Here is a 25,418-nt window from a genome sequence, read left to right on the forward strand (position 1 = left end):
TGAAGTGCCACTGAGCAACGGAGCTGTCATCGCGCAGCGCTATCGACTTCTGCGTCTCATCGCCACCGGCGGCATGGGCCAGGTGTGGGAAGCGATGGACAACCGCCTCGATCGCCGTGTCGCGGTCAAGGTACTCAAGGCCGAGTTCTCCGAGGACCCGGAATTCCTGCAGCGCTTCAGGTTCGAGGCACGCACCACCGCGCAGCTGAACTATCCAGGAATCGCCGGCGTCTACGACTACGGCGAGACCCGCGACGGCGCGGGCGAATCACTGGCCTACCTGGTGATGGAACTGGTCAACGGTGAGCCGCTCAACGCCGTTCTCGGTCGCATGTCCCGGTTGCCGCTCGGCCATGCCCTCGACATGCTCGAGCAGACCGGCCGTTCGCTGCAGATCGCGCACACCGCAGGCGTCGTCCACCGCGACGTCAAACCGGGCAACATCCTGATCACCCCCACCGGCCAGGTCAAGATCACCGACTTCGGCATCGCCAAAGCCGTCGACGCATCCCCGGTGACCAAGACCGGAATGGTCATGGGCACAGCGCAGTACATCGCCCCCGAGCAGGCACTCGGCGAGGAGGCCACTTCGGCTTCCGACGTCTACTCGCTCGGAGTCGTCGGATACGAAGTACTCGCGGGCACGCGGCCCTTCGTGGGCGACGGTGCGCTGACCGTGGCCATGAAGCACGTTCGCGAAACGCCGGCCCCCATGCCACTCGACCTGCCTCCCGCCGTACGCGAACTCATCGAGATCACGATGGTGAAGGACCCGGCCGCGCGCTACGCCAACGGTGGCGAATTCGCCGACGCCGTCGCCGCGGTCCGAGCCGGCCGTCGCCCGCCTGCGCCCGGAAACTCCCGCGGTTCGGGCACCGGCAGGGTCATGATGCCGGGCGTCGTGCCCAGCCCGCAGCCGCCGTCGAGCACCCAGATGATGCCGACGTCGCAGCGCGAGTACCGCGGACCGGCCACCGGAACGGCTGCGGCCGCCGTACCCGAGACCACCGGAATGTCGTCGGCGCAGAAGGCCCTCGCCTGGGGCGGCGCCGGACTGCTGCTGCTGGCCATCCTCATCGGCGGTTACGTGCTGTTGACCGGGGGCAGGGACGACACGCCGACGCCGTTCGTGCCGCCGACCACGACCACCACGCAGCCGACCACCACCACGACCACGACGACCGAACCCACGACGACCACCGAAGAAACCACCACCACCGAAGAACCCACGACGACCACGACGACGACCACCACGGAGGAGCCGACGACCACCGAGGAAACCACGACCACCTCGGCGGAGCCCACCGAGACGACGACCAGACGTCCGCTGATCGAGATTCCATTCCAGCAAGATCCACAAGGACAACGATGACGACTCCCCGTACGCTCTCCTCTCGCTACGAGCTGGGCGAGATACTCGGATTCGGCGGCATGTCCGAGGTTCATCTGGCACGTGACACTCGGCTGGACCGCGACGTCGCCATCAAGGTTCTGCGCGCCGATCTTGCTCGCGACCCCACGTTCTACCTGCGGTTCCGCCGCGAAGCCCAGAACGCGGCCGCACTGAACCACCCGGCCATCGTCGCCGTGTACGACACCGGTGAAGCCGAGACCGAAGCCGGTCCGCTCCCGTTCATCGTCATGGAGTACGTCGACGGCGACACCCTCCGCGACATCGTGCGCGCCGAAGGGCCCATGGCACCGCGTCGAGCCATGGAGGTCATCGCCGACGTCTGTGCTGCACTCGATTTCAGCCACCGCAACGGCATCGTGCACCGCGACGTCAAACCCGCGAACATCATGATCAACAACGCGGGCGCAGTGAAGGTGATGGACTTCGGCATCGCGCGCGCCATCGCCGATTCCTCGTCGCCGATGACTCAGACGGCCGCCGTCATCGGAACCGCGCAGTACCTCTCGCCCGAGCAGGCTCGCGGCGAGCAGGTCGACGCTCGATCGGACGTCTACTCGCTCGGCTGTGTGCTGTTCGAGATCCTCACCGGTGAGCCCCCGTTCAAGGGTGATTCCCCGGTCGCGGTCGCCTATCAGCACGTGCGCGAGGATCCTCAGCTGCCGTCGCTGGTCAACGACACGGTGCCGCGTGAACTCGACTCGATCATCCTCAAGGCGATGGCCAAGAATCCCGCCAACCGCTACCAGAGCGCCGCCGAGATGCGCACCGACTTGGTCCGGGTGCTCGGTGGTCAACGTCCGAGCGCCCCGATGGTCATGAACGACGAGGACCGCACCACGATTCTCGGATCGGTCGATTCGCGGCAGGCAGACTTCTCCGGCACGGACAAGCCGGCCGCTGCAGCCACCGGCGCACCCCGCCCGTCGAGGCACACCGAACCCGACAACGAACCCAGGAGCCGTCGGGGCCTGAAGATCGCGCTGATCTCCGCGGCGTCGATCATCGTCGTCGCGATCGTCGGAGCATTCCTGTGGTCCCTCGGTCCCGGAGCGGAGCCCACGTCCGTCACCGTGCCGTCCGTCGCAGGCCTCGTCGCTGACGAGGCCCAGCGGGAACTCGAGAATGTCGGCCTGCGCGTCACCGTGCAGGAGAGGCCGGATGCGTCGGTTCCCGAGGGTTCCGCGATCGGCACCAACCCCGCCGCGGGGTCGCAGACCGAATCACCCGGGGACATCCAACTCGACGTCTCCTCGGGCCCCCAGCAGGTGCAGGTGCCGCGACTGACCGGACGAACGCAACAGGAGGCGTCGGACGCCTTGAACGAGGTGGGCCTTCAACTCGATCCCACCGTCGCCCGGGCACCGTCCACGCCGGAGAACCTCGACAGGGTCGTCGAACAGAACCCGTCCTCGGGCGTGAGCATGAACGCCGACTCGCAGGTTCGCATCACGCTCGGTTCCGGCCCGGCGCAGGTACGGATGCCCAACGTCGTCGGCCAGCTCGTCGACGTTGCGCAGCCGAACGTGGCGGGTGCCGGTCTCCGCGTCCAGATCGAGAACATCGACTCCAGTCAGCCGGTGGGACAGGTCGTCTCGACGGACCCCGCCGGTGGTGCCAACGTCGCCGAGAACACGGTCGTGACATTGCGCGTGTCGAACGGAGACAAGATCCCGATGCCGGACCTGGCCGGACTCACCGAAGCTCAGGCTCTGACAGCACTGGAATCGGCAGGATGGACCGGAACCGCGTCGGACCTGTCGACGTCGAGGCAATCGACGCTCGACCCACTGATGGTCGGCCGCATCGTGAACCAGACTCAGCCGGCAGGCTCGGAGATCAGCAAGTCCGACACCATCACCGTGAGTATCGGGGCGCTGGGTATTCCGACCGGCTAGACGCCTCGGGTCGAGCTCAGGCGAACGCCTCGGCGACCTGAGCTTCGAGCTTGGCGACGAGACCGGGGTCGGTGGGCATTCCGCAGACGGTCAGCCAGTTCGCCAACATGCGGTGTCCGCCCTCGGTGAGGATGGACTCCGGGTGGAACTGGACGCCGTGAATCGGTAGCTCGGTGTGCCTCATCGCCATGACCAGACCGGATTCGGTGCGTCCGATGATCTCGAGTTCGGCCGGGATGGTGTCCTCCCGGACGGTCAGCGAGTGGTAGCGAGTGGCGGTGAAGGGCTCGTTCATGCCCTCGAGAACTCCGACGCCCGAATGGTGCACCAGACTCGTCTTGCCGTGTAGCAGTTCCGGGGCCTTCTCGACGGTGGCACCGAAGGCCGCGCCGATCGCCTGGTGGCCCAGACAGACCCCGAGCAGGGGCGTCTTCGTGCGGGCGCTGGCCGAGACCAGATCCATCGTGGCACCTGCGCGCTGCGGCGTGCCCGGTCCCGGACTGAGCAGAATGCCGTCGAACCGGGCCGCGACGGCATCGCGATCGGTGAGGCGCTCGTCGTCGTTGCGCCAGACCTCGACGTCGGCATTCAACTGACCCAGGTACTGGACGAGGTTGAAGACGAAGCTGTCGTAGTTGTCGACGACGAGAATACGCATGTGGACAGCGTACTCAGCGAGGCTGTGCATACCGCATGCGCACCGATTCGGAGTACGCGGGCACCGAGACGTCCTCGGACACCGCGACGTCGTAGCGGAGGCCGTATCTCAGCGCGTACTGCTCGTACAACCGCACACCCGGCTCGTTCTTCAACGCCGCGCGCAGCCGATCCGAATCCCCGATCGCCGTCATCACGTACGGCGGACTGTACGTACGCCCGCCGAGCAGAAGGGTGTTCCCGATGCAGCGCGGAGCCGACGAGGCCACCAACCGTTGATCTTGCATCGCGATCGCCGACGCTCCACCGGCCCACAACGCGTTGAGCACGCTCTGAACATCGACCTGATGAACCACCAGATCGTCGACGGATGCATCGGACGCGTACGAGCCGTCCGGTTTACGGGGAGCGTCCGCCATCGTGACGGTCACACCCCCGCCGGACGCGGCCTCGCGGCCCGCCGCGTCGGCCAGGGAATCGATCCGGGCCAGTGCGTCGGCGACGTCGGTGTCGACGGACGCGGTTCGCTGCTGAATGGTGTCCACTTGCTGCTCGAGCGTGTCCCTGCTGCGCTCGGCCTCCACACTGCTGCTCTGAGCTGCATCGACGAGGTCGGCCAGTCTGGTGGTGTCCCCTCCACGGAGTTCGGCACCGTCGGACACGTGTCTGGTGGTACCGAGCAGCAGACCGACGACAGCGCACACCGCGACGGCGAGCACCCACCAACGAGTGTCGGCGGGGGCAGTCGATCGTCGTGTCACGGGTGCTCGCAATTTGTCCGGTGGGTCGGTGCTGGGCTCACCTGCGTTAGCGTGTACAGCAACCGGGTCGGTGACCGTCACGGTCCTTCAGGCGACAATAGCCTGGGGACGCGCGGCACCCGTCGATCCACAGGTTCCGATCGTCAGTTGTCCACAGGTACGGCCGCAGTGCCGCGGGCCGTCACGAACGCGAAGAGGAAGCAATGCCGAAGTCGAAGGTACGGAAGAAGAACGACTACACGATCAACCCGGCGAACCGTACGCCGGTCAAGGTCAACGCCGGACCGTCACCGGTCTGGTACGTGGTGCTGATGCTGGGATTCATGCTGGTCGGGCTGCTGTGGCTGATCGTCTACTACCTGGCTTCCGAGGACATCGCCTTCATCGGAAATCTCGGCGCCTACAACTTCCTGATCGGCTTCGGCTTCATGGTCGTCGGACTCGTCATGACCATGCGGTGGCGCTGAGAACCTGCCGAGTTACATCGATGTCATTCATCCCCAATGTGGATAAACCCTGTGGATAACTCTGAAAACGATCCACAGGGTGTGTACGAACAGCGATGGGCGACGCCCCTCATCGCCGTCGCAGCCCTGGTCGCAGGCGGAATCGCCCTCGGAATCGGTGCCGCACTCTCCTCCACCGACGCAGCCGGAACATTCCTCGTCGGACTCGCCGCCGTCGGAATGTGGATCATCGCCGCACTCGCCGCCGCACAACGCCCACGACTGGCCATCACCCACGACGGAACTCTGGTGATGAAACGCCTCGGCGGCCTACGCACGTACACCCGCAACGACATCGTGCGCGTCAAAATTGTGAAATACCCACGCCTCGGCCGACGCGTACCGATGCTCGAACTCGACATCCGCCCACCCGGCGAAGACGACGATCGACTGATCATCTTCGGCAGATGGGACCTCGGAACCGATCCCCGAGACGTATACGACGCACTCGAAACCCACGGCTTGGTGCCTCGAAACACCTGACCGTGCGGCCCCCCCGTGGTTACTCAATGTGACATTCAGTGGACTTTTCGGGGGTCAATGTCACATCGAGTGGACTAGCTAGAGGCCCATCTGGGCGCGCAGGTCGAGTACACGGATGGCGATGATGCCCAGGGACACCAGAGCGACGGCGATGACCGAGAGCCATGCCATGGACAGGCCGGCCCTGGTTCGTTGTAGTCCCGTGTCTCGGGTTCGGTTGGACAAGAACACCAGACCGGCGGTGGCGGCGGCTCCGGCGACGAGTCCGCCCATATGTCCCCACAGCGAGATGCTGGGGATCGAGATGCTGATGAAGATGTTCACCGCGATGATGACGAGGATGGGTGCCGGGCTTCGCTTGAGCCGCAGCAGGATGACGGCCTGTGCGCCCAGTAGACCGAAGACTGCACCGGACGCGCCGACGGTGAGCGTCAGTGGGTTCTCCAGCAGCATCACCGACGCGCTTCCTCCGAGCAAGGAGAGGAAGTAGACGACCAGGTAGCGGGTTCGACCGAGCACGAGTTCGACGTCACGGCCGATGATGTACAGCGCGAACATGTTCACGAGCAGGTGGATCGGCCCGTAGTGAACGAAACCGCTACCGATCAGCCGGAACACGTCGCCGTCGGCGACGAGCAGGCTGTTGAGAGCCCAACCGCGGGCGAGCTCGGATCCGGAAGTGTTGTTCATCGGATCGCCGGACTGCGCCACCGTGATGGCATAGACGATCACGTTGACGGCGATCAGGGCGTAGGTCAGCGGAGTCTTGGCGGATCGTGCCATCGGCGCACCGGCGACGGTCTGCGCAGTGCGGACGTTCTTGTTGCCTTCTCGCACGCAGTCGACACAGTGCTGTCCGACCGCGGCGGCCTGCAGACATTGCGGGCACGCGGGCCTGCCGCAGCGCGAGCAGGCCAGGCCGGTGGGGCGATCGGGATGTCGGACGCACACCGACTGGGGTGGGTTGGGCTGGTCGCCGTACGCGCCACCCCAGCCGGGGTTCGTCATCTTGTCGAAAGTCCTTCGGTCAGATCAAGCGATGGTGACGTTGTTGATGACGACCTCGTCCACCGGACGATCTCCGCGGCCGACCGGCGTGCTCGAGATCGCGTCGACGACCTTCTTCGACGCCTCGTCGGTGACCTCACCGAAGATGGAGTGCTTGCGGTTGAGGTGCGGGGTCTTGCCGGTGGTGATGAAGAACTGCGAGCCGTTGGTGCCGGGGCCGGCATTTGCCATGGCCAGCAGGTACGGGCGATCGAAGGAGAGCTCCGGGTGGAACTCGTCCTCGAACTTGTAGCCCGGTCCGCCTGCACCGGTGCCGGTGGGGTCGCCGCCCTGGATCATGAAGCCGTCGATGACGCGGTGGAAGACCGCGCCGTCGTAGAACGGTCCGGTCTTGGCACCCGACGCGTTCTGAGTCGTGTACTCCTTGGATCCGTCCGCGAGACCGACGAAGTTCGCGACGGTCTTGGGGGCGTGATTGCCGAACAGTTCGATGACGATATCGCCGCGGTTGGTGTGCAGCGTGGCCGTTTGGGTCTTGTTTGGTGAAGTCACGCCCTCCATCGTGCCATCTCGGGTGATCGGGCAGTTCACAACGGGCGTCGAGTCGGGTGTATCGGGAGGGTTCAGCGGGGCCGTGTTGTGGAACAGTGAGGGTATGACGAGCACAACGAAGCCCGACCAGGGTCGGTCGACCACAGGTACCGCAGCGTCCGCCCTGCTCGGCGCCGCCTCCGCCGCGAGCAAGGGCCCGGCCGGAGTCGGCCTGCTGCTGGCCAAACAGGGTTACGGACTGGCCCGCAAGCAGGCTGCGCAGCGGCGGGCAGTGACCGCGGAGCGTATCGCCGAAGCGAATCGCACCCGAGAGCTCGTCACGGTCGACTCGGGATCACGTAGGACCCGGCGAGTTCTGGTGTTCGGTGCCGTTGCTGCCGTTGTGGGAGGTGTCGTGTTCTTCCTCGGCCGTCGTCGCAACGAGGTGCCGCCGCCCGCCGATGTCCCGCCGAGCCTGACCGACTACGACGACACGTCGTCATAGGTACAGCACCTTCTGCAGTAGGTCGAACAGACCCGGCCTGGTTCTGATCACGGCCTCCGCGCTGCGGTCGGCGACGACCAGTGCCGTGTTGTCGCCGCTGGCGGAGCCCTCGGTGAGATAGTCGCTGTGCCCGATCGAGCGGCCGGCACTGTCGGATTGCTCCGTGGACAGCAGAGTGACTCCGTCCAGCGCCCCTGGATCGCGGCCTAATGCACCCAGGTCGGCGACGATGTCGCCCGTGGCCTCCGCCGCGAAGACGTGTCCGACGGGAATCTGGAGATCTGCGAGGCTGTGTGTGCCGAGTCCCGGTGAACCGAGAGCCACGAAATCGTCGACCCCGGTGTCGTCTCGAAGAGCAGTTGCCGCGGTGAGCGATCCGTACGAGTGGGCCAACACCGACAGATGCGGATCGCTCGCCCGTGCAGCGTCGAGACCGTTCAGGAACGGGATCAACCGATCCGCTCCTGCCTGCGCAGCCGCACTCGAGGCCACGGTCCGGTCCGGATCGAGCAAGCTCCAACCGAGCTGAGGTGCCTGGTAGTCCAGCCATGTCACCGCAGCCGCAGACTGCGCCGGATCTTGCGAAACAAGCTGCTGCACAGTGTTTTTGATGTTCTCCATGTCGCCGTCGTAGCGGGGAAGGTTTCCGTGCACGGTAGAGCCGAGACCGGGCACGAAGACGGCGACATGGGTCGCCGTGTCGACATCTCCCACCGCGACGGCCGCCATCGTCTCCTCGTACGAGGAATTGTCGAGGACCAGGAGCTGCCGAGCCCCCAGCGCCAGCGTCGCGTCGATCGCATCGAGTGCTGCCAACCGAGTGCGCGTTTGTTCGAGCCCGGCGTCGGCGTCGCTGAAAATTCCGCCGAACACTTTGTCGGACAACTCTTTCTGTAGTTCGACTTCGACGGCGCGAAGGCGGACACGCTCTGCGGCCAACACCCGGCGGTTGGCGCTGTCACGCACCCGACCCGGCAGGCCGTCGAGATTGCCGATCAGCGCCGGCTGTTCGACCAGCAACCTGGTACGGGCTGCAGTCGAGAGTGCGCTCCAGAAAGCAGCGTTGGCCGCCGGTGTGCCGTCGCGCGGCACCCAAGCCGCAACTGCCGTCGCAACGGAGGCTGCGGAGGTTCCCCCGACGAGGCGTCGGGCAAGGATGTCGTCGAAATCCGTGGCCGTACGAATCAGCTGTGCGATTCGTTCGGCGAGCTCCTCACGGCACCGCCGTCGCTCGCGCATCGTCGACCACAAGTCCACCAGCGCAACCGAATACGACGCTGCAAGGTCGAACACCGAGCCGTCGGATGCGACCGCGAATCGCTCCTCCGCCGCCGTCCGCTCCACCGAGCGAAGCGCAGCGACCAAGCCGGCCATGTCGATCGAGGCATCCGCGGTGCATGTCGCGATCCGAAGCAACTCGGCTGCGGCGTCTGCCAGATCCGACCGGATACGTCTCATCGCCGCCCGCGCAGCCTCGGCCGCGGGACCGGCCCAGCCGTCTCCCACGATGTCGTCGGTGACCGAGTCGTGCACGGTGGCCACCTCCCGCCACCGGTGCATCAGGCTGTCGGACGCCGCTACCAGCACGCGGCTGTCCCAAGATCTGAATTCGTCCAGAGTGACCATCGCGTATCCCCCGCAGCATCGTCGTTTCCGACGAGTCAACGCGAGAAAAGCACCGCGTCGGGAAATCTATCCCCAGCCTGTGGATCAAATCTGGGGATCAACGATGCGTCGAGTGACGATCACTGCGCAATTCTGCGAATGGGGCCGCTGTAACCGGCGTCGGGATCGGACGGCCGACTGGTCCTCGGCGGCCTGCTTCGCTTTGCCCGGTACAGATCGGCGTCGGCTGCCCGATATATCTCACCCCAGCGGCGACCCGCGGGCATGCAGGCCAATCCCACGCTCCACTCCGCGCGGTGAGCCCGACGCAGACGCTCGATGATCTGCCAGGCCTCCTTCTCGAGAACCCCGGGCATGAACAGCACGAACTCGTCTCCACCGAGCCGACCCAGAACATCCCGTTTGGTCAGCTGACCCTTCCAGGCCTTCGAGACGCGAGTGAGCAGGACGTCACCGGCAATGTGGCCGTACTCGTCGTTGATCTCCTTGAAATTGTCGAGATCGAGCACTGCGAGGCTGACCGACAATCCGCGAGTCGCGCACGCCGGCAACATCTTCTCGATCTTGGATTCGAACCCGAACCTGTTGAGCAGACCGGTCAAAGCATCGTGCGTCGCGGAATAGCGCATTCGGCGCGCGAAGACACCGAAGACCTCCGTCGCACCGACGATGCCGAGCGCGACGAGGATGTAACTGATGAACGGAGTTCCGTACGGCGCGATCGCCGCTCCGATGACCGCCGAAACAGCAAGCACGGCAACCCAAATACCTGCGCTGCGTTCGGACCAGAACGCGCCTATGTGCATACCGAGGAACATGGCCGCTTGGACGCAGATCAAGAACGCGGGCATGGTGTCGCTACTGCCCAACGCACAGGCGAGTGCTATCACCGACAACGCGGTCGCGAACCCCACCGCCTGTTTGGGGCTCGGCACACCCGCCCTTGCCAACACCACGATCGCCATCGGACCCAAGAGCAGAGCCAGCGCGGCCAGAACCTGCTGCGCACCGGTCAGATTCGACCACGACGCAATCGCGCTGGCTGCGTAGAGAACCGTGGTGACCGCCGCGAACACGGCAAGCATGCGGCCGGACTCGTCGAACCTAGGCCTGCTCACCGGTCGATTCCCACCGAGCAGGACCATGATTCGGCCGATCGGAGGCAGCGTTCACCGAAGAGAACACCACCACTCACCCGATACCCCCCAGGCATCATCGGCCCTCCCCACGCACTACGGCCATCGCCTCACATGACCCAACGATGCCCGGACTCTAACACCTCCGAGACCCGATCACGACTCTGGCCAGCGAAAGCGCAGCAGGTCAGGACGCCTTCTCGGCGCGCGCTGCCTCCCTGGCAAGTAGTCGATCACGGGACTCCTCGAACTTGGTTGCCTTCTCGGCCAAGTCCTCGACGAACGCTGCCAGTCGATCGCGATCCCGCTCGCCCTCACCCGTGAAATCGTTGCGCTCGAATATCTTCCACTTGCGCAGGACCGGCATCAACACCTCGTCCAGATGCTGCCGTAGATCGTAGATCCCGTGCTTGGCCAAGGTCATCGCGTTCTTGCGGAAATTGGGCATGTTCAGGCCGGGCATCTGAAAGTCGGTCGCGACATCGGTGATGGCGCGAACCATCTGATCGGGCACCAGATCCAGCGACGCCTCACCGAGGTTCCGATAGAAGATCATGTGCAGGTTCTCGTCGGCAGCGACACGAGCCAACATTCGATCCGCCACCGGATCCCCGCACGCCAGTCCCGTGTTTCGATGCGACACCCGTGTCGCCAACTCCTGGAACGTCACATACGCCACCGAATGCAGGAAATTGGCACCGTCCATCGGCGCATCGACACCAACCGTCATGTGGTGCATTCGAGCGCGCTCCAACTCGACGGGATCCACCGCACGCGTCACCACCAGATAATCGCGCATGACGATGCCGTGACGGTTCTCCTCCGCAGTCCAGCGCCCCACCCATGTCCCCCAGGCACCGTCCAACGAAAAATTGTCTGCCAGCCCCCGGTGATACGACGGCAGATTGTCCTCGGTGAGCAAATTGGTGATCATCGCCGTGCGCGCCAGTTCCGACAACGACGACTGCTCGAGGGACCAGTCCTGCCCACCCATCGCCGCGAAATTGCGACCCAGATCCCACGGAACGTAATCATGCGGATGCCATTCCTTCGCCATCGACAGATGACGATTCAAATTGGCTTCCAACGTGCCGTCGAGTTCCCTCAACAGCTCTTCATGATCGAGAACGCGCGTCATCTGCGGGACTCCTTCGAGATTCGAGATGCCCGAATCGCCGATCGATTCGAGACAGTGGCGAACACCGCCCGCCGAGATCGAACGACGGCACACCCCCCTGCGGTGCGCCGTCGCGACCATTCACGTCGATCCGAGAACCGACGTCCTTGCACAGCGACCACGCTAAGGACCGAACCATCGATACGACACCGAACCGACGACTGTCTGGACATGTGGGCGCCGAAACACAGATCGCCTTGGGTCCAATCACAACCGGTCAAGCTGAGTGGCCGGGGGATCTCGCGGCGCACCCGATGGCACTCAATGTCACATTCAGTGGACTTTTCGGGGGTCAATGTCACATCGAGTGGACATGGGGGGTCGGCTGGACAGACGAAAAAGGACGCCCACCGAAGTGGACGTCCTTTTCTTTGTGGAGCCTAGGAGATTCGAACTCCTGACATCTGCCTTGCAAAGGCAGCGCTCTACCAACTGAGCTAAGGCCCCGGGTGTTACCGGTAATCGTGGACGAACTCTACACGTCCACTCCGAGCGATTGTCACGCGGTGGGGATGCTGTGCCAGACGCCGTCCGAGCTGCGCTGCGAGCGCACCTTCGATACTGTCAGCACTGCGATCACCGCCGATGCGACAAGAAGAAGGATTTTCATGTCCTGCCTCTTTTCGTTCGTTCGGTGTGGGCCTAGGAGGACTTGAACCTCCGACCTCTTCCTTATCAGGGAAGCGCTCTAACCGCCTGAGCTATAGGCCCTCATCACTACTTCGGGCCGAAGAAAAGCTCTCCTCGAACCGAGGGATGAGATTACCGTATCGGGCCGCTGTCTTCCAAAACGGCCCGATACGGCTCTCGATGGTGCAGGTCAGTCGCGGTCTGCCAGTGTCACTTCGACGCCACCGACCAGGTCCGACGACAGGTTGTAGATGAAGGCGCCGATGGTGGTGAGAGCGGTGAAGAGTACGACATTGATCACACCGATCACCGCTGCGTAGCCGAACACCTGCCCGGCGCTGACGAGTCCTCCGCCGCCGGATTCGTTGACGATCTCGGTGAACGCACTGTTGAGACGTTCCCAGACGCCCATGCCGTCGAGCACGGCGTACAGCAAACCGACGGACACCATCCATACGAAGAACAGTGACACAGCGATCACGAGGGCGATCTTGAGCGTCGACCAGGGATCGATCTTGCGGATCTGAATGGTCGCCCGCAGGGGGTCGCCGTCCGCACTGGCCACGGCCGTGATGGCTGCCGGTGCTGCGCGCTCGGACTGGGACGGCTCCGGGTGCCGGACGGCAGACAGGTCCGGCATGTCCTTCGCCAGATCCTTGCGTTCGATGTGCCGTGTCGGTCCGTCGATGACCGCAGCCTTCGACCGGGCAGCTTCTCGCCGTTCGGTCTTGTCCTCCGTCGACTCACGCTGAGTGGGCTCGGCGGCCGTACGAGCGGTCCGATCGAACTCACCGTTCGGTGGCAGTGCCGCTCCGCGTCCGGACAGGTTGGTCTGCGGCTGATTCTGCGGCTGCTGCCGGTCCGTCCCCTGCGATGCGGGCCGCTGGGCGGCTCCGCGCTGCCAGGGCGGCGTTCCGGCGCCGGCCTGCGGATCGTCGTTCTGTTGAGCCGGCATCGCCTGAGTTGCTGCGGGACCTGCCTGATCCTGACCCCGAGCGGGCTCGGATGCACGAGGTCCGTCACCGGTGGCAGCCGAGTCGGCGGATACCTGCGGTGTGCGGACGGTCTCGTTGGGCGAGGGCTGCTGTCCCGAGGGCTGCGGGGCTGCCTGCCGAGGAGCTTGACCGGCCGGTGCCTGCCGCTGCGGCGGTTGGCCGTTCGGCGGCGGACCGACGGTCCGTCCGGGAGCCTGCTGACCCGGACCTGGCTGACGGCCGGGAGCCTGCGGCGGCTGGGACTGACCGGCAGGAGCCTGTCCCTGCTGGGGTGCAGGCGGACGCTGCGGGGAAGCCCCCGGCGGTCCCTGAGGTGCAGGCGGTCGCTGCGGGGGCGGGGGTCCCTGAGCCGGGCGTGCCGGACCGTTCGGATTTCCCGGCGCCGGTCGGATCGGAGGGCGAGCACCACCTTGCGGTGCCGGGCCACGGCCCGCGGCGGGCGCGGGACGATTGGCCGGCTGCGGGCGGCTGCCCGGACGAGCTCCCTCGGGCGGCGCGGGACGCGCGGGCTGCTCGGCTTCCCGGCTGTCCGGTCCACCGCTGGGGCCGGGCCTGCTACCAGGCCGGTTGGGAGTGCTCACTTACGACTCCTTCGCTGCATCGTCTTCGGTGCCCAGAGAATCCGGTTCGATCTCGTCGGCGTTGCGCGCGATCGCGAGCAGGGTGTCGCCTTCACCGAGATTCATCAACCGCACGCCCTTGGTCTGTCGGCCGGCCTTTCGAACCTGCTTGGCAGCGGTCCGGATCACACCACCACTGGAGGTGATGGCGTACAGCTCGTCCTCGTCGTCGACGATGAGAGCTCCCACCAGCGTGCCACGCTTCGGGTCGTACTGGATTGTCAGCACTCCCTTTCCGCCGCGGCCCTGCTGCGGGTAATCCTCCATCGCGGTGCGCTTGGAATAGCCACCCGACGTCGCGACCAGCAAGAACTTGTTCTCGCTGACTACGTTGAGCGAGAGCAACGCGTCCTCGCCGTTGAATCTCATGCCCTGCACACCCGAGGTGGCGCGACCCATCGGGCGCAGTACCTCGTCGGTGGCCGAGAACCGGATGGACTGACCCTGCGCCGAGACCAGCAGCAGATCGTCGTCCGAGGATGCGAGAACCGCGCCGACCAACTCGTCGTCGCCGCGCAGATTGACCGCGACGATGCCGCCGCTGCGGTTGGAATCGAAATCCGTCAGACGCGACTTCTTGACGAGACCACCCTTGGTGGCGAGCACCAGGTAGGGGGCATCCTCGTAGGTCTTGATCTGGATGACCTGGGCGATGCGTTCGTCCGGCTGGAAGGCGAGCAAGTTCGCAACGTGCTGACCGCGAGCGGTTCGGTTCGCCTCGGGCAGCTCGTAGGCCTTGGCCCGGTAGACGCGACCTTTGGTGGTGAAGAACAGGATCCAGTCGTGCGTCGAGCAGACGAAGAACTTGCTGACGATGTCGTCCTGCTTGAGGCCCGCACCCATCACTCCCTTGCCGCCGCGCTTCTGCGAGCGGTAGAGGTCGGTTCTTGTGCGCTTGGCGTATCCGGTCTCGGTGATCGTGACGACCACGTTCTCCCGCGCGATCAGATCCTCGTCGTTGACGTCCCCGTCGGCGGCGATGATGCGCGTGCGACGGTCGTCACCGAACTTCTCGACGATCTCGGCGAGCTCGTCCCGCACGATCTGTCGCTGCCGCTCCGGCTTGGCCAGAATGTCCTGCAGGTCTGCGATGGTGCGTTCGAGTTCTGCCAACTCGTCGATGATCTTCTGACGCTCGAGAGCAGCGAGCCGCCGCAGCTGCATGTCGAGGATCGCCTGAGCTTGGATCTCGTCGATGTCGAGCAGGTCGATCAAGCCCTGCTTGGCCAGATCCACCGTCTGCGACGCACGAATGAGCGCGATGACCTCGTCGAGTGCGTCGAGAGCCTTGACCAGGCCACGCAGAATGTGAGCCCGCTCCTCCGCTCTGCGCAGCCGGTACCGAGTACGCCGAACGATCACGTCGAGTTGGTGGGTGACGTAGAAGCGAATCATCTGATCGAGGCGAAGGGTGCGCGGTACGCCGTCGACGATGGAGAGCATGTTCGCGCCGAAGCTCGTCTGCAGCTGCGAGTGCTTGTAGAGGTTGTTGAGCACGACCTTCGCGACCGCGTCGCGCTTGATCGTGACGACGATGCGCATACCGACTCGGTCGGACGACTCGTCGTCGATCTTGGAGATACCGGACATCTTGCCGTCCCGTACCTGCTCGGCGATCGAGGTGATCAGGTTGTCCGGGTTGACCTGGTACGGCAGCTCGGTGATGACGATCGTGGTGCGACCGTTGGAATCTTCCTCGATCTCGACGACGCCGCGCATCCGGATGGAGCCGCGACCGGTCGAGTACGCGTCCTGGATACCCTGGCCGCCGACGATGAGTCCGTGGGTGGGGAAATCAGGGCCCTTGACGCGTTCCATGCAGGCAGCGAGGGTTGCTTCCTCGTCGGCCTCGAAGTTGTCCAGGGCCCAGAACACCGCGTCGCCCAGTTCACGCAGATTGTGCGGCGGGATGTTGGTGGCCATACCGACGGCAATACCGTTGGAGCCGTTCATCAACAGGTTCGGCACGCGCGACGGAAGTACCGTCGGCTCCTGGGTTTTGCCGTCGTAGTTGGGGATGAAGTCGACGGTTTCCTCGTCGATGTCGCGCAGCATCTCCATCGCCAGCGGGGTCAACCGGGCTTCGGTGTATCGCATGGCTGCGGCACCGTCGTTGCCACGTGAACCGAAGTTGCCCTGGCCGTCGACGAGTGGGTACCGCATCGACCACGGCTGAGCCAGACGCACCAGTGCGTCGTAGATCGAGGTGTCGCCGTGGGGATGGTAGTTACCCATCGTTTCGGCAACGGGGCGTGCGGATTTGACGTAGCTGCGGTCGGGGCGGAAGCCCGAGTCGTACATCGCGTACAGGACACGACGGTGCACCGGCTTGAGGCCGTCACGCACCTCGGGCAGGGCACGACCGACGATGACGCTCATGGCGTAATCGATGTAACTGCGCTGCATTTCCTGCTGGATGTCGACCGGATCGATCCGGTCTCCGCCCTCGGCGTTGGTGGTCGAACCCGGCGGGGGTCCTACCGGCGGTTCGGTGATGTCAGACATGCAAATCTCCTCGAGAAACGGTCACCTCCACGCACCGAGAAACCTCATCGGTGCGTGAAGGGAAGTGACTAAACGTCAAGAAAGCGAACATCTTTCGCGTTGCGGGCAATGAAGCTTCGGCGTGCGGAGACGTCCTCGCCCATCAGGACGCTGAACAGTTCGTCGGCCGCGGCCGCGTCGTCGAGGGTGACCAGACGCAGGACTCGCACAGCCGGGTCCATCGTGGTTTCCCACAGCTCCTTGGCGTTCATCTCGCCGAGGCCCTTGTAGCGCTGGACGCCGTCCTCGACGTTGATCTTGCGCTTGTTGGCGATGCCGGCCTCGAGCAGTCCGTCGCGTTCACGATCGGAGTAGGCGAAGTCGGGTTCACCGCGGCTCCACTTGAGCTTGTACAGCGGCGGCATGGCGAGGTAGACGTGACCGTTCTCGATCAACGGACGCATGAACCGGAACAGCAGAGTCATCAGAAGCGTCGAGATGTGCTGACCGTCGACGTCGGCGTCGGCCATCAGCACGATCTTGTGATAACGCAGCTTGGTGATGTCGAACTCGTCGTGGATGCCGGTTCCGAAGGCGGTGATGATCGCCTGAACCTCGTTGTTCTTGAGGACGCGGTCGATACGAGCCTTCTCGACGTTGATGATCTTTCCCCGCAGCGGCAGGATCGCCTGGAACATCGAGTCGCGTCCGGATTTGGCCGAGCCGCCTGCGGAGTCGCCCTCCACGATGTAGATCTCGGACTTGCTCGGGTCGTTGGATCGGCAGTCGGCGAGCTTGCCGGGGAGACCACCGATATCGGTTGCGCTCTTGCGGCGCACCATCTCTCGCGCCTTACGCGCAGCCATCCGGGCCTGCGCGGAGGAGACCGCCTTGTTGATGATCGTCTTGGCGTCCGCCGGGTTCGACTCGAACCAGTGCGAGAGGTGCTCGTTGCAGGCCTTGAGAACGAACGATCGGATCTCGGTGTTGCCGAGCTTGGTCTTGGTCTGACCCTCGAACTGCGGCTCACCGACTCGGACCGAAATGACCGCGGCAAGGCCCTCACGAATGTCGTCACCGGTCAGCTTGATGTCTTTTTCCTTGACCAGCTTCTTCTCGAGGGCGTACTTGTTCACCGTCGAGGTCAACGCGGTGCGGAAGCCCTCTTCGTGGGTACCACCCTCGTGCGTGTTGATGGTGTTGGCGAAGGTGTGCACCGACTCGGAGTAACCGGCGTTCCACTGCATCGCGATCTCGACCTCGTGGCCTTCACCCTTGCCGGTGAAGCCCACGACCGAGTTGTGGATCGCGGTCTTGGTGCGGTTGATGTGCTTGACGAAGTCGACCAAGCCGTCGGGGTAATGGTACGTCCGCTTGCGGACCTTGGCCGGCTTCGCGTTGGCCGCATCGGCCTGCTCTTCCTCGGCGGTCTTGGGAGCCTCGGCGGTCTCGCCCAATTCCTCCTCGGTGGCGTCGGTCGCGGCCACTCGCTCGTCGGTGAAGTTGATGGTCAGCCCCTTGTTCAGGAACGCCATCTCCTGCAGGCGGCGGTGCACGGTCTCGAAGCTGTAGTCGAGAGTCTCGAAGATCTTGCCGTCGGCCCAGAAGCGGACGGTGGTGCCGGTCTCGTCGGTGTTCCCGACGGTTTCGAGCGGTCCGGGCTTGGCGTAGTCGTAGGTCTGGGTGTAGCGGTGACCGTCACGCGCGATCTGCAGTTCGACCTTGGTCGAGAGGGCATTGACCACCGAGATACCGACACCGTGCAGTCCGCCGGACACCGCGTACGAATCGGAGTCGAACTTGCCGCCGGCATGCAGCTGGGTCATGACGACCTCGACGGTGGGGACGCCGGACGAGTGCATGGCGACGGGAATTCCTCGACCGTCGTCGGTGACCTCGACACTGCCGTCCACGTGAATGGTGACGCCGACGGTGGAGGCATAACCGGCCATGGCCTCGTCGACGGAGTTGTCGACGACCTCCCAGATCAGGTGATGCAGGCCTCGTTCACCGGTGGAACCGATGTACATACCGGGCCTTTTACGAACCGCCTCCAGGCCCTCGAGGACCGTGATGGACGAAGCGCCGTAATCCTTGCTGTTCTCGTTGTTACCTGACTTCTGGGCAGCCACGGTTAGCTGGTTCTCCTTCTACGCGTCCACTACCCCGCTCACACCCCGACAGGGTGCTACCGCAGGGGCGAGCGCAGTCGATTCCGGCCGCGCCCGGGTCCATGCGTTGTTCCGGGCTTGATGTCGTACCGGTCCATAGTACTGGTTGCCTGCGTCAGCATGGGCACGATGACACCCCTAAAAGGCCTCTGATTGCTTCACAGGCGCATTTTCAGGGTGCCGGGCGACAAAGATGAAGGGTAAATGCGGCGGCTCGGCTAGAGATCGAGCACGATCCGTTCACCCTCGGAACGGGACACACAGATCAACATCTCGTGTTCCTGCTCCTCGGCGGTGAGCCGGTTCTCCCGATGCTGCGGTGTTCCGCTGAGTACTCGAACGCGACACGTCCCGCAGAACCCCTGCTGGCAGGAGTACGCCACATCGGGCCTCAGACGCCGAATGGCATGCAACGCAGTCTCGTCCGGAGCCACTGCGATGATCTGTCCGGAATCGACGAGCTGCACCTCGAACTCGGCACCGTTCTTCACCGGCGGCGGTGAGAAACGCTCGAAGTGCAGATGCGTTGCCGGCAACGAGTCGAACGACGCCCGAACCAGATCGATCATCGGCGGAGGTCCGCACACGTAGACCGAACCCCCGGGCGCCGCGGCACCGAGCAGATCCATGCTCGACGGCATGCCGTCCACATCGTCGGTCCGCACCGTCACGCGGTCGGCGTCCCAGCCGGCGATCTCGTCGAGGAACGGCATCGATTCACGTGAGCGGCCGCAGTAGACGAGATGCCAGTCCATCCCCGTCTCCCGAGCACGACGCACCATCGAGATGATGGCTGTGATACCGATTCCGCCGGCCACGAACACGGCGTGCTCGGACTGCACGAACGGAAAACCGTTGCGCGGCCCGCGAATTGCGACCTCGGTACCGACCTGCAGATCGTGCATCTCACACGACCCACCCCCGCCGTCGGGAACCAAGCGCACCGCGATGGAGTACGAGTCGGCATTCGGCTGCCCACACAACGAGTACTGCCGACGGCGTCCGGACGGGAGATAGAAGTCCAGATGCATTCCCGGTGCCCACGCGGGCAGCACCTCACCGTCGGCGGCCGAGAAGGTCAGTTGGACCACCTGCTCGTCGACGCATAACACCTCGCGCGCGACCAACGTCAGCAACCGGGTCCGAGCCACGGGCGGCGCAGCGAACGACGCGTCGTAGTCGTCACCGTCGAGCAGAGCGAACCATTTGTCGAGCGCATCGGTCACCAGTGACACGGTCTGATCGGGCTCGTCGCGGCCGTACAGATTCTTCGGAATGGTGCGTCCCGCCCGGAACGAGTCCACCATCTGTGCCATTGCGCCGAGCTTGCTCCGCAACGTGCGTTTGGTCATCGATCGGCGGACCGAGCTGCCGGTGAGGTGGCCAGATACTGCACTGCCTGCGCCGTCGAACCTTCCTGGGAAGGGTGATAGGTGCGCTTGAAGTAACGCAACGACGCCTTCACCATCGACATCGGGGTCGGGAACAGGCCGGCATGGGCAACTCGACGAAATTCTCGGAACGACGGTGTGCGCTGCTTGGGTGGCAGGTGCGCCAGCGTCGGATCCTGGCTCATCAGAAAACGAACACCGCGGGTCCAGAACCACACCAACGTGGGCGCGATGACGACGTAGGTACGAATACGGCGGGCCGGGCGGACGTCGAAGTACCGCATCACCTCGTAGGCCACCGATCGATGCTCGACCTCCTCGGCTCCGTGCCACCGCAGCAGATCCAGCATGATCGGGTCGACGTCGGCCTCGTCCAACTCCGAGGCATTGAGTACCCAATCGCCCAGGAAGGCGGTCAGGTGTTCTGCGGCAGCGATGAGGGCGAGACGTTCGACCAGACTGTTCTGACCGTGACCGGACCTGTTGCCGAGCGCGCGGCCGAACAGGAACTTCATCTGATCGACGTACGGGTCGACATCGATGCCGTGTGCCCGAAGCTGATCGTGGACATCGGTGTGTGCCTGGGCGTGCATGGCTTCCTGGCCGATGAACCCGATGACGTCGTCGCGCAGCTGATCGTCGTGGATCAGCGGCAACGCTTCCTTGAAGGTGCGCACGAACCATTCCTCGCCCTCGGGCAGGAGCAGGTGCATCACGTTGATCAGGTGCGTCGCGAGCGGATTGCCGTCCATGTAGTGCAACGGCAGGGACTTCCAGTCGAACTCGACATTCCGGGCATGGAGAACGACTCGGTCTTCGGGGGTTCCGTCGACATCGACGGCCGCTGTCGATGCCTTCTTCGTTGGTGCAGACACAACTTCTCCTCGTCCGATGGCCGCTTAGAACATCTTCATCGATCCCCCGACCGCTGAGTGTCGCGAATCACGCTACGCACATCGACCATGTCACAGCAACACTGGCCCCAACATCTGTTGAGGATCACCTGGACCAGGCACTTCGAAAAGCATACGTTGGGACGTCTCACTATCCGTACGTGTCGCGCGGGCCCCGCCCGCGCACGTGACGCTCACCTTTTCTCCAGCTCTGCGTCGTCGGACCGGTGATGCGCAGAGACGTCACCACACCGTGACCGACGGCGGCGGCGATCTTGGCCAGAATCTGCGACTGCATCAGCCTCAACTGCGTCGCCCACGCCGTGGACTCCGCCGAAATACTCAACACGCCGTCCTTGAGACCGGTGGGCTCCGCATGAGCCGAGATGTCCTCGCCGACCACGCTGGGCCACCGGCCCAACACAGCACCCTCGGACACCTTGGCCGACCACCCACGCTTGGACGCGATCGAGTTCGCCAAAGCCCCGAACGCCTGCGGATCACGGTCGTCCGGCCCGGCTCCCGACCAACCGCGTCGACGACGCCCCCGCAGTGCTCGTACCCCGCCGGTGGGCGACGACCGTCCCTGCCCCACCGATTTGCCACTGGCCTTGGCTGCGGCCCGGGCGTCCTCGAGTGCTCGACGCGCCAGATCGACACCTTTCAGTTCCGGTACCTCACCGTTACCTGTGGGCGTTGCCTCGTCGTCGGTCATCGAACCTCACCTTCAGAAGCTGCGGTACCGGTATCGGCCGACAGGTCCGAGATGCGCGAGATACGTCCTGCTGCACCGGAATCCGAACTCTGCGTCGCTTCGACCCCGTACCGCCGAGCATCGAGTTCGGGAGGTACGTCCTCCGGTACCGCCGCCGTGATGAGCACCTGCTCTGCGCCGGCGGCCACGGTCGCCAACGCCGCGCGCCTCTTGCGGTCGAGCTCGGCGAACACGTCGTCGAGCATCAGGACCGGGTCGGTACCGTCTTCCCGCAGCAACGCGAACGACCCGAGCCGCAACGACAGTGCGTACGACCACGACTCACCATGGCTCGCAAACCCTTTCGTCGGTTGATCACCGAGCATCAATTCCAAGTCGTCGCGGTGCGGTCCCACCAGACACACCCCGCGTTCGATCTCGCGCTGTCTCATCACCGAAAGCTGATGCAGGAACGCAGCTTCCAGCACCTCGGTGTCGTCGGGTTCCGGTGCACGATCGGCATCGGAGAATTCCGGCGGGAGCGCATCGGCCAGACTGCAGCGATAGGCGACTGCGGCCAACCGCGATTCCGGTGCGATCGAGCTGTAGGCCTGTTGTACGAAAGGCATCAGCTCGTGCACCAAAGATATTCTGGCAGCGAGCAATCGAGCACCGTGCGCCGCGAGGTGCCCGTCCCAGACGTCGAGGGTGGCAAGTGCACTGGCGCCGTCACCCGACGACGAACCGCGGCGCAACGATCCACTCGCGGTCTTGAGCAGAGCCGATCGCTGCCGCAGTACCTTGTCGTAATCGGCACGGACAGTGGCCATTCGAGGAATTCGAGTGGTGAGCAGCTCGTCGAGATAGCGTCGGCGCTCACCGGGATCACCGCGGACGAGCGAGAGATCCTCGGGAGCGAACAACACACTCTGCAACACGCCCAGGATTTCGCGTGGGCGACGCAGCGGCGACCTGTTCATCCGAGCCTTGTTGGCCCGGCCTTCGAGCAGCTCGACGTCGATGATCAATTCGCGACCGTGATTGACCACGGCACTGCCCACGAACGCTTTGGCGGCGCCTGCCCGGATCATGGGTGCGTCCGAGGACACACGATGGGAGGACAACGTCGACAGATAGTTGAGCGACTCGAGCAGATTGGTCTTGCCGTGTCCGTTGGGCCCTACGAACACGGTCGAGCCCGGTCCGAGGTCGACGGTGAGGTCGTCCCAGGATCGGAAGTCGTGTAGCTGCAGAGACCGGACGAACACTTACTCGGTGTTCTTCGGCGCCGGGGCGCGCAGGGTCTCGTCGGCGTCGGCCTTCTTGACCGCATGCCCGCCGAACTGGTTCCGAAGGGCAGAGACAGCCTTCATGGCAGGCGAATCCTCTTGCCGCGAAGCAAATCTGGCGAACAATGCCGCGGAGATCACCGGCGCAGGGACGGCATGACGGATGGCTTCCTCGACGGTCCAGCGACCCTCACCGGAGTCCTCCGTGTACCCGGAGATCTCACTGAACTCCGGATCCTGACCGAGAGCTTCGACCAGCAGGTCGAGCAGCCACGACCGCACGACCGTGCCCTTGCTCCAGGCCCGCAGCACGCCTTGCACATCCTGCACGAGCTCTTCGGCTTCGAGGATCTCGTACCCCTCGGCATAGGCCTGCATCAACCCGTATTCGATACCGTTGTGCACCATTTTCGAGTAGTGACCGGCACCGACCGGGCCGGCATGCACGAAACCGTCCGCGCGCTCGCCCTCGGGACGCAACGCGTCGAAGATCGGCATCGCTCTGGCGACGTGCTCGTCCTGGCCGCCGACCATCAAGCCGTAGCCGTTCTTCAGGCCCCAGACCCCGCCGGATACTCCGGCGTCGATGTAACCGATTCCCTTGGCGTCCAACAACTCTGCGTTGGGCTTGTCATCGGTGAAGCGTGAATTACCACCGTCGATCACCAGATCGCCGGGCTCGAGCACATCCGCAAGGCCGTTGACGGTGTCGCGGGTGACCTGACCGGACGGGACCATCACCCACACCACCCGGGGCGCCGTCAACGATTGCGCCAGCCCGGCCAGTGACGGGGTATCGGTCACCTCGGGTCGGGGGTCGTAGCCGATCACCTCGTGACCGTGCTCGCGCAATCTCTCGCGCATGTTGAAACCCATTTTTCCGAGACCGACCAAGCCGAGCTGCATGATGACGCGTCCTTGTCTGTGTCAGGTGCGAAAATTCCCGCGGATTCAACAGTAACCAGGCAGGATCAGCCCGGCAGCCTGACGGGCATCAGCAGATACGTGTATTCGGACTTCGGCGCCGCGAACTTGCCTGCGTCGTCGGGCACCAGTTCCTCGTCGGAGGTCGGCCGCAGCACTGCAGGCCGGCTCGGCGTCGTGAATCCGAAGGTGACCTTCTCGCTGTGCAGCGAGGACAACCCGTCGATGAGGTATCCCGGATTGAAGGCGATGGTCAGTGCCTCGCCCTGGAAGTCGGCAGGCAGAGCTTCCTCGGCGCGGCCGGCGTCGTCGCCACCTGCGGACAGCAACACGCCGTCGGAGTTGAATTCCAGGCGCACCTGCGCACCACGCTCGGCAACGAGAGCGACACGCTTGATGGCCTCGACCAGCGAGGCGATGTCGAGGGTCGCCACCGCAGTGTGTTCGGCGGGCAGCAACTGACGGAACTTCGGGAACTCTGCGTCGAGCAACCTGGTCGTGGTGCGGCGCCCGTCACTGACGATGCCCAGCAAACCGTCGCTACCGATGGACGAGCCGGAACCGAGGGCCAGTTCCACCGGTGAGCCGGAGTTGCCGCCCAGAGTCTTTGCCGATTCGGACAAAGTCTTGGCCGGGATGAGCACCGCGGTGGTGGTGTCTGCACCGGCGGGAGCCCACTCCACCTCACGAACCGCCAACCGGAAACGGTCGGTGGCCGCGAGAACGACGTTGGTGCCGTCGATCTCCACGCGGATACCGGTGAGCATCGGAAGCGTGTCGTCCTTGCCCGCAGCGATGGCGACCTGGGCGATTGCCTCGGAGAAGACATCACCGGCCAGCGAGCCGGTGTTGCTGGGCAACTCGGGGAGCTGCGGGTAGTCCTCCACCGGCATCGTGGGCAGCGAGAACTTGGCACTTCCGCAGTTGACCAGAACGCGGGTCCCGTCGACCGTGACGTCGACCGGCTTGTTGGGCAACGACTTCGTGATATCGGCAAGTAGCTTGCCCGACACCAGAACTCGGCCTGCAGTGGCAACCTCCGCCGACACCTTGACCTGAGCGGAGACCTCGTAGTCGAATCCGGAAACCGTCAGACCCTGCTCGTCGGCAGCGAGAAGAACTCCACCGAGAACGGGAACGGGCGGCCGAGACGGCAGGCTGCGGGCTACCCACGCGACGGAATCGGAAAAATCTTCACGAGCAACGCGAAACTTCAAACTTCCAAGCTCCATCGCTCGGCATTTCCTCTCGTTCGGTGGTGTTCGGCGTTACGGCCGGAGCGGTGCAACCACGAAGGTTGCGGCTCGAACCGCTGCAACGACGAGTGTGGCACATCCAGCGCAAGCACACCGTATGCCCTCCGAAGCGAAGACGAAAGCGCGAAGCTCGCGTCGAAGGTGGGATTCGGGGGTTCTCGGAGGGCCTGTGAACGGATCGTTCCCCAACACCTGTTTTCAAAGAAGTTCTTTCAAGGAGAAAACAGAAGTATTAATAGGTCCTGTGGAATCTGTGCACGGACCGTTCGATCCGCTGGTGGCCGAGCGTGGTGTCGTGGGGATGAACTCGGGACCAATACGTGATTGACGCGCGGCTGCCTGTGCACGAATCACATCGGTGCACAGGCGCCC

General features: G+C 64.4%; 21 protein-coding genes and 2 tRNA genes. 5 read left to right on the plus strand and 18 right to left on the minus strand.

What is annotated here, in order from left to right; genetic code table 11:
* The first annotated feature begins 4 nt into the window (after positions 1-4).
* Together CH283_RS12930 and pknB are read left to right on the plus strand one after the other, a co-directional pair.
* On the plus strand, positions 5-1,372 hold the full coding sequence (locus tag CH283_RS12930) for a serine/threonine-protein kinase (RefSeq protein ID WP_094638418.1): 1,368 nt from the start codon (positions 5-7) through the stop codon (positions 1,370-1,372).
* Positions 1,369-3,309 carry a Stk1 family PASTA domain-containing Ser/Thr kinase gene (gene pknB, locus CH283_RS12935; RefSeq protein ID WP_094638417.1) on the plus strand — a complete coding sequence of 647 codons (1,941 nt, stop codon included), beginning with the start codon at positions 1,369-1,371 and terminating at the stop codon, positions 3,307-3,309. Before CH283_RS12930 ends, pknB begins: the two co-directional genes overlap by 4 nt.
* A gap of 16 nt (positions 3,310-3,325) precedes the next feature.
* Here pknB and CH283_RS12940 read toward each other — a convergent pair whose 3' ends face one another.
* Complete coding sequence (locus tag CH283_RS12940) at positions 3,326-3,967, minus strand: aminodeoxychorismate/anthranilate synthase component II (protein ID WP_068045567.1); 642 nt, start codon at positions 3,965-3,967, stop codon at positions 3,326-3,328.
* A 13-nt stretch (positions 3,968-3,980) separates the two neighbouring features.
* Positions 3,981-4,727, minus strand: coding sequence for a DUF881 domain-containing protein (locus CH283_RS12945; protein WP_094638416.1), 747 nt, complete (start codon positions 4,725-4,727; stop codon positions 3,981-3,983).
* Positions 4,728-4,930: 203 nt separating this feature from the next.
* On the opposite strand from CH283_RS12945, the gene crgA reads away from it, so the two are divergent.
* Both crgA and CH283_RS12955 read left to right on the plus strand, forming a co-directional pair.
* The gene (gene crgA / locus CH283_RS12950; RefSeq protein WP_032396997.1) at positions 4,931-5,194 is read left to right on the plus strand and encodes a cell division protein CrgA; all 264 of its coding nucleotides are present in this window, start codon (positions 4,931-4,933) and stop codon (positions 5,192-5,194) included.
* 36 nt (positions 5,195-5,230) lie between these two features.
* Positions 5,231-5,716, plus strand: a complete 486-nt coding sequence (locus CH283_RS12955) for a PH domain-containing protein (RefSeq protein ID WP_094638415.1) — start codon at positions 5,231-5,233, stop codon at positions 5,714-5,716.
* A 78-nt stretch (positions 5,717-5,794) separates the two neighbouring features.
* On the opposite strand, the gene CH283_RS12960 is transcribed toward CH283_RS12955, so the two are convergent.
* Both CH283_RS12960 and CH283_RS12965 read right to left on the minus strand, forming a co-directional pair.
* On the minus strand, positions 5,795-6,724 hold the full coding sequence (locus CH283_RS12960; protein ID WP_094638414.1) for a rhomboid family intramembrane serine protease: 930 nt from the start codon (positions 6,722-6,724) through the stop codon (positions 5,795-5,797).
* Between the two features lie 24 nt (positions 6,725-6,748).
* Positions 6,749-7,285: a peptidylprolyl isomerase gene (locus CH283_RS12965; RefSeq protein WP_094638413.1), complete on the minus strand. Its 537-nt coding sequence runs from the start codon at positions 7,283-7,285 to the stop codon at positions 6,749-6,751.
* 94 nt (positions 7,286-7,379) lie between these two features.
* On the opposite strand from CH283_RS12965, the gene CH283_RS12970 reads away from it, so the two are divergent.
* Positions 7,380-7,760: a hypothetical protein gene (locus CH283_RS12970; RefSeq protein WP_141215236.1), complete on the plus strand. Its 381-nt coding sequence runs from the start codon at positions 7,380-7,382 to the stop codon at positions 7,758-7,760.
* Here the strand turns inward: CH283_RS12970 and CH283_RS12975 are convergent.
* The 14 genes from CH283_RS12975 to dnaN form a co-directional block, all read right to left on the minus strand.
* Positions 7,755-9,386, minus strand: a complete 1,632-nt coding sequence (locus CH283_RS12975) for an alpha/beta hydrolase (protein WP_094638411.1) — start codon at positions 9,384-9,386, stop codon at positions 7,755-7,757. The genes CH283_RS12970 and CH283_RS12975 overlap by 6 nt on opposite strands.
* Positions 9,387-9,505: 119 nt before the next feature.
* Positions 9,506-10,504, minus strand: a complete 999-nt coding sequence (locus tag CH283_RS12980; protein ID WP_231893643.1) for a GGDEF domain-containing protein — start codon at positions 10,502-10,504, stop codon at positions 9,506-9,508.
* Between the two features lie 205 nt (positions 10,505-10,709).
* Complete coding sequence (locus tag CH283_RS12985) at positions 10,710-11,660, minus strand: acyl-ACP desaturase (RefSeq protein WP_068047542.1); 951 nt, start codon at positions 11,658-11,660, stop codon at positions 10,710-10,712.
* A 413-nt stretch (positions 11,661-12,073) separates the two neighbouring features.
* Positions 12,074-12,146 (minus strand) — tRNA-Ala (locus CH283_RS12990).
* A 190-nt stretch (positions 12,147-12,336) separates the two neighbouring features.
* Positions 12,337-12,410, minus strand: a tRNA-Ile gene (locus tag CH283_RS12995).
* A 109-nt stretch (positions 12,411-12,519) separates the two neighbouring features.
* Positions 12,520-13,905 (minus strand): DUF3566 domain-containing protein, encoded by a 1,386-nt coding sequence (locus tag CH283_RS28765; RefSeq protein WP_255183199.1) that lies wholly within the window; start codon positions 13,903-13,905, stop codon positions 12,520-12,522.
* Positions 13,906-16,449: a DNA gyrase subunit A gene (gene gyrA, locus CH283_RS13005; RefSeq protein ID WP_068047539.1), complete on the minus strand. Its 2,544-nt coding sequence runs from the start codon at positions 16,447-16,449 to the stop codon at positions 13,906-13,908.
* 68 nt (positions 16,450-16,517) lie between these two features.
* On the minus strand, positions 16,518-18,560 hold the full coding sequence (gyrB, locus tag CH283_RS13010) for a DNA topoisomerase (ATP-hydrolyzing) subunit B (RefSeq protein ID WP_094638409.1): 2,043 nt from the start codon (positions 18,558-18,560) through the stop codon (positions 16,518-16,520).
* A gap of 257 nt (positions 18,561-18,817) precedes the next feature.
* On the minus strand, positions 18,818-19,915 hold the full coding sequence (locus CH283_RS13015) for a PDR/VanB family oxidoreductase (RefSeq protein ID WP_094638408.1): 1,098 nt from the start codon (positions 19,913-19,915) through the stop codon (positions 18,818-18,820).
* A 32-nt stretch (positions 19,916-19,947) separates the two neighbouring features.
* Positions 19,948-20,865 (minus strand): metal-dependent hydrolase, encoded by a 918-nt coding sequence (locus CH283_RS13020; protein ID WP_068047722.1) that lies wholly within the window; start codon positions 20,863-20,865, stop codon positions 19,948-19,950.
* Between the two features lie 169 nt (positions 20,866-21,034).
* Positions 21,035-21,598, minus strand: a complete 564-nt coding sequence (locus tag CH283_RS13025) for a DUF721 family protein (RefSeq protein WP_068047719.1) — start codon at positions 21,596-21,598, stop codon at positions 21,035-21,037.
* The gene (recF, locus tag CH283_RS13030; protein WP_094638407.1) at positions 21,595-22,845 is read right to left on the minus strand and encodes a DNA replication/repair protein RecF; all 1,251 of its coding nucleotides are present in this window, start codon (positions 22,843-22,845) and stop codon (positions 21,595-21,597) included. The genes CH283_RS13025 and recF overlap by 4 nt, the downstream gene beginning before the upstream one ends.
* The gene (gene gnd / locus CH283_RS13035; RefSeq protein WP_094638406.1) at positions 22,846-23,772 is read right to left on the minus strand and encodes a phosphogluconate dehydrogenase (NAD(+)-dependent, decarboxylating); all 927 of its coding nucleotides are present in this window, start codon (positions 23,770-23,772) and stop codon (positions 22,846-22,848) included. It lies immediately after the preceding gene.
* 65 nt (positions 23,773-23,837) lie between these two features.
* Positions 23,838-25,022 (minus strand): DNA polymerase III subunit beta, encoded by a 1,185-nt coding sequence (gene dnaN / locus CH283_RS13040; protein ID WP_068047709.1) that lies wholly within the window; start codon positions 25,020-25,022, stop codon positions 23,838-23,840.
* Between the last annotated feature and the right edge of the window lie 396 nt (positions 25,023-25,418).

Source organism: Rhodococcus sp. 05-2254-2, assembly GCF_002259095.1.
Lineage (GTDB): Bacteria > Actinomycetota > Actinomycetes > Mycobacteriales > Mycobacteriaceae > Rhodococcoides.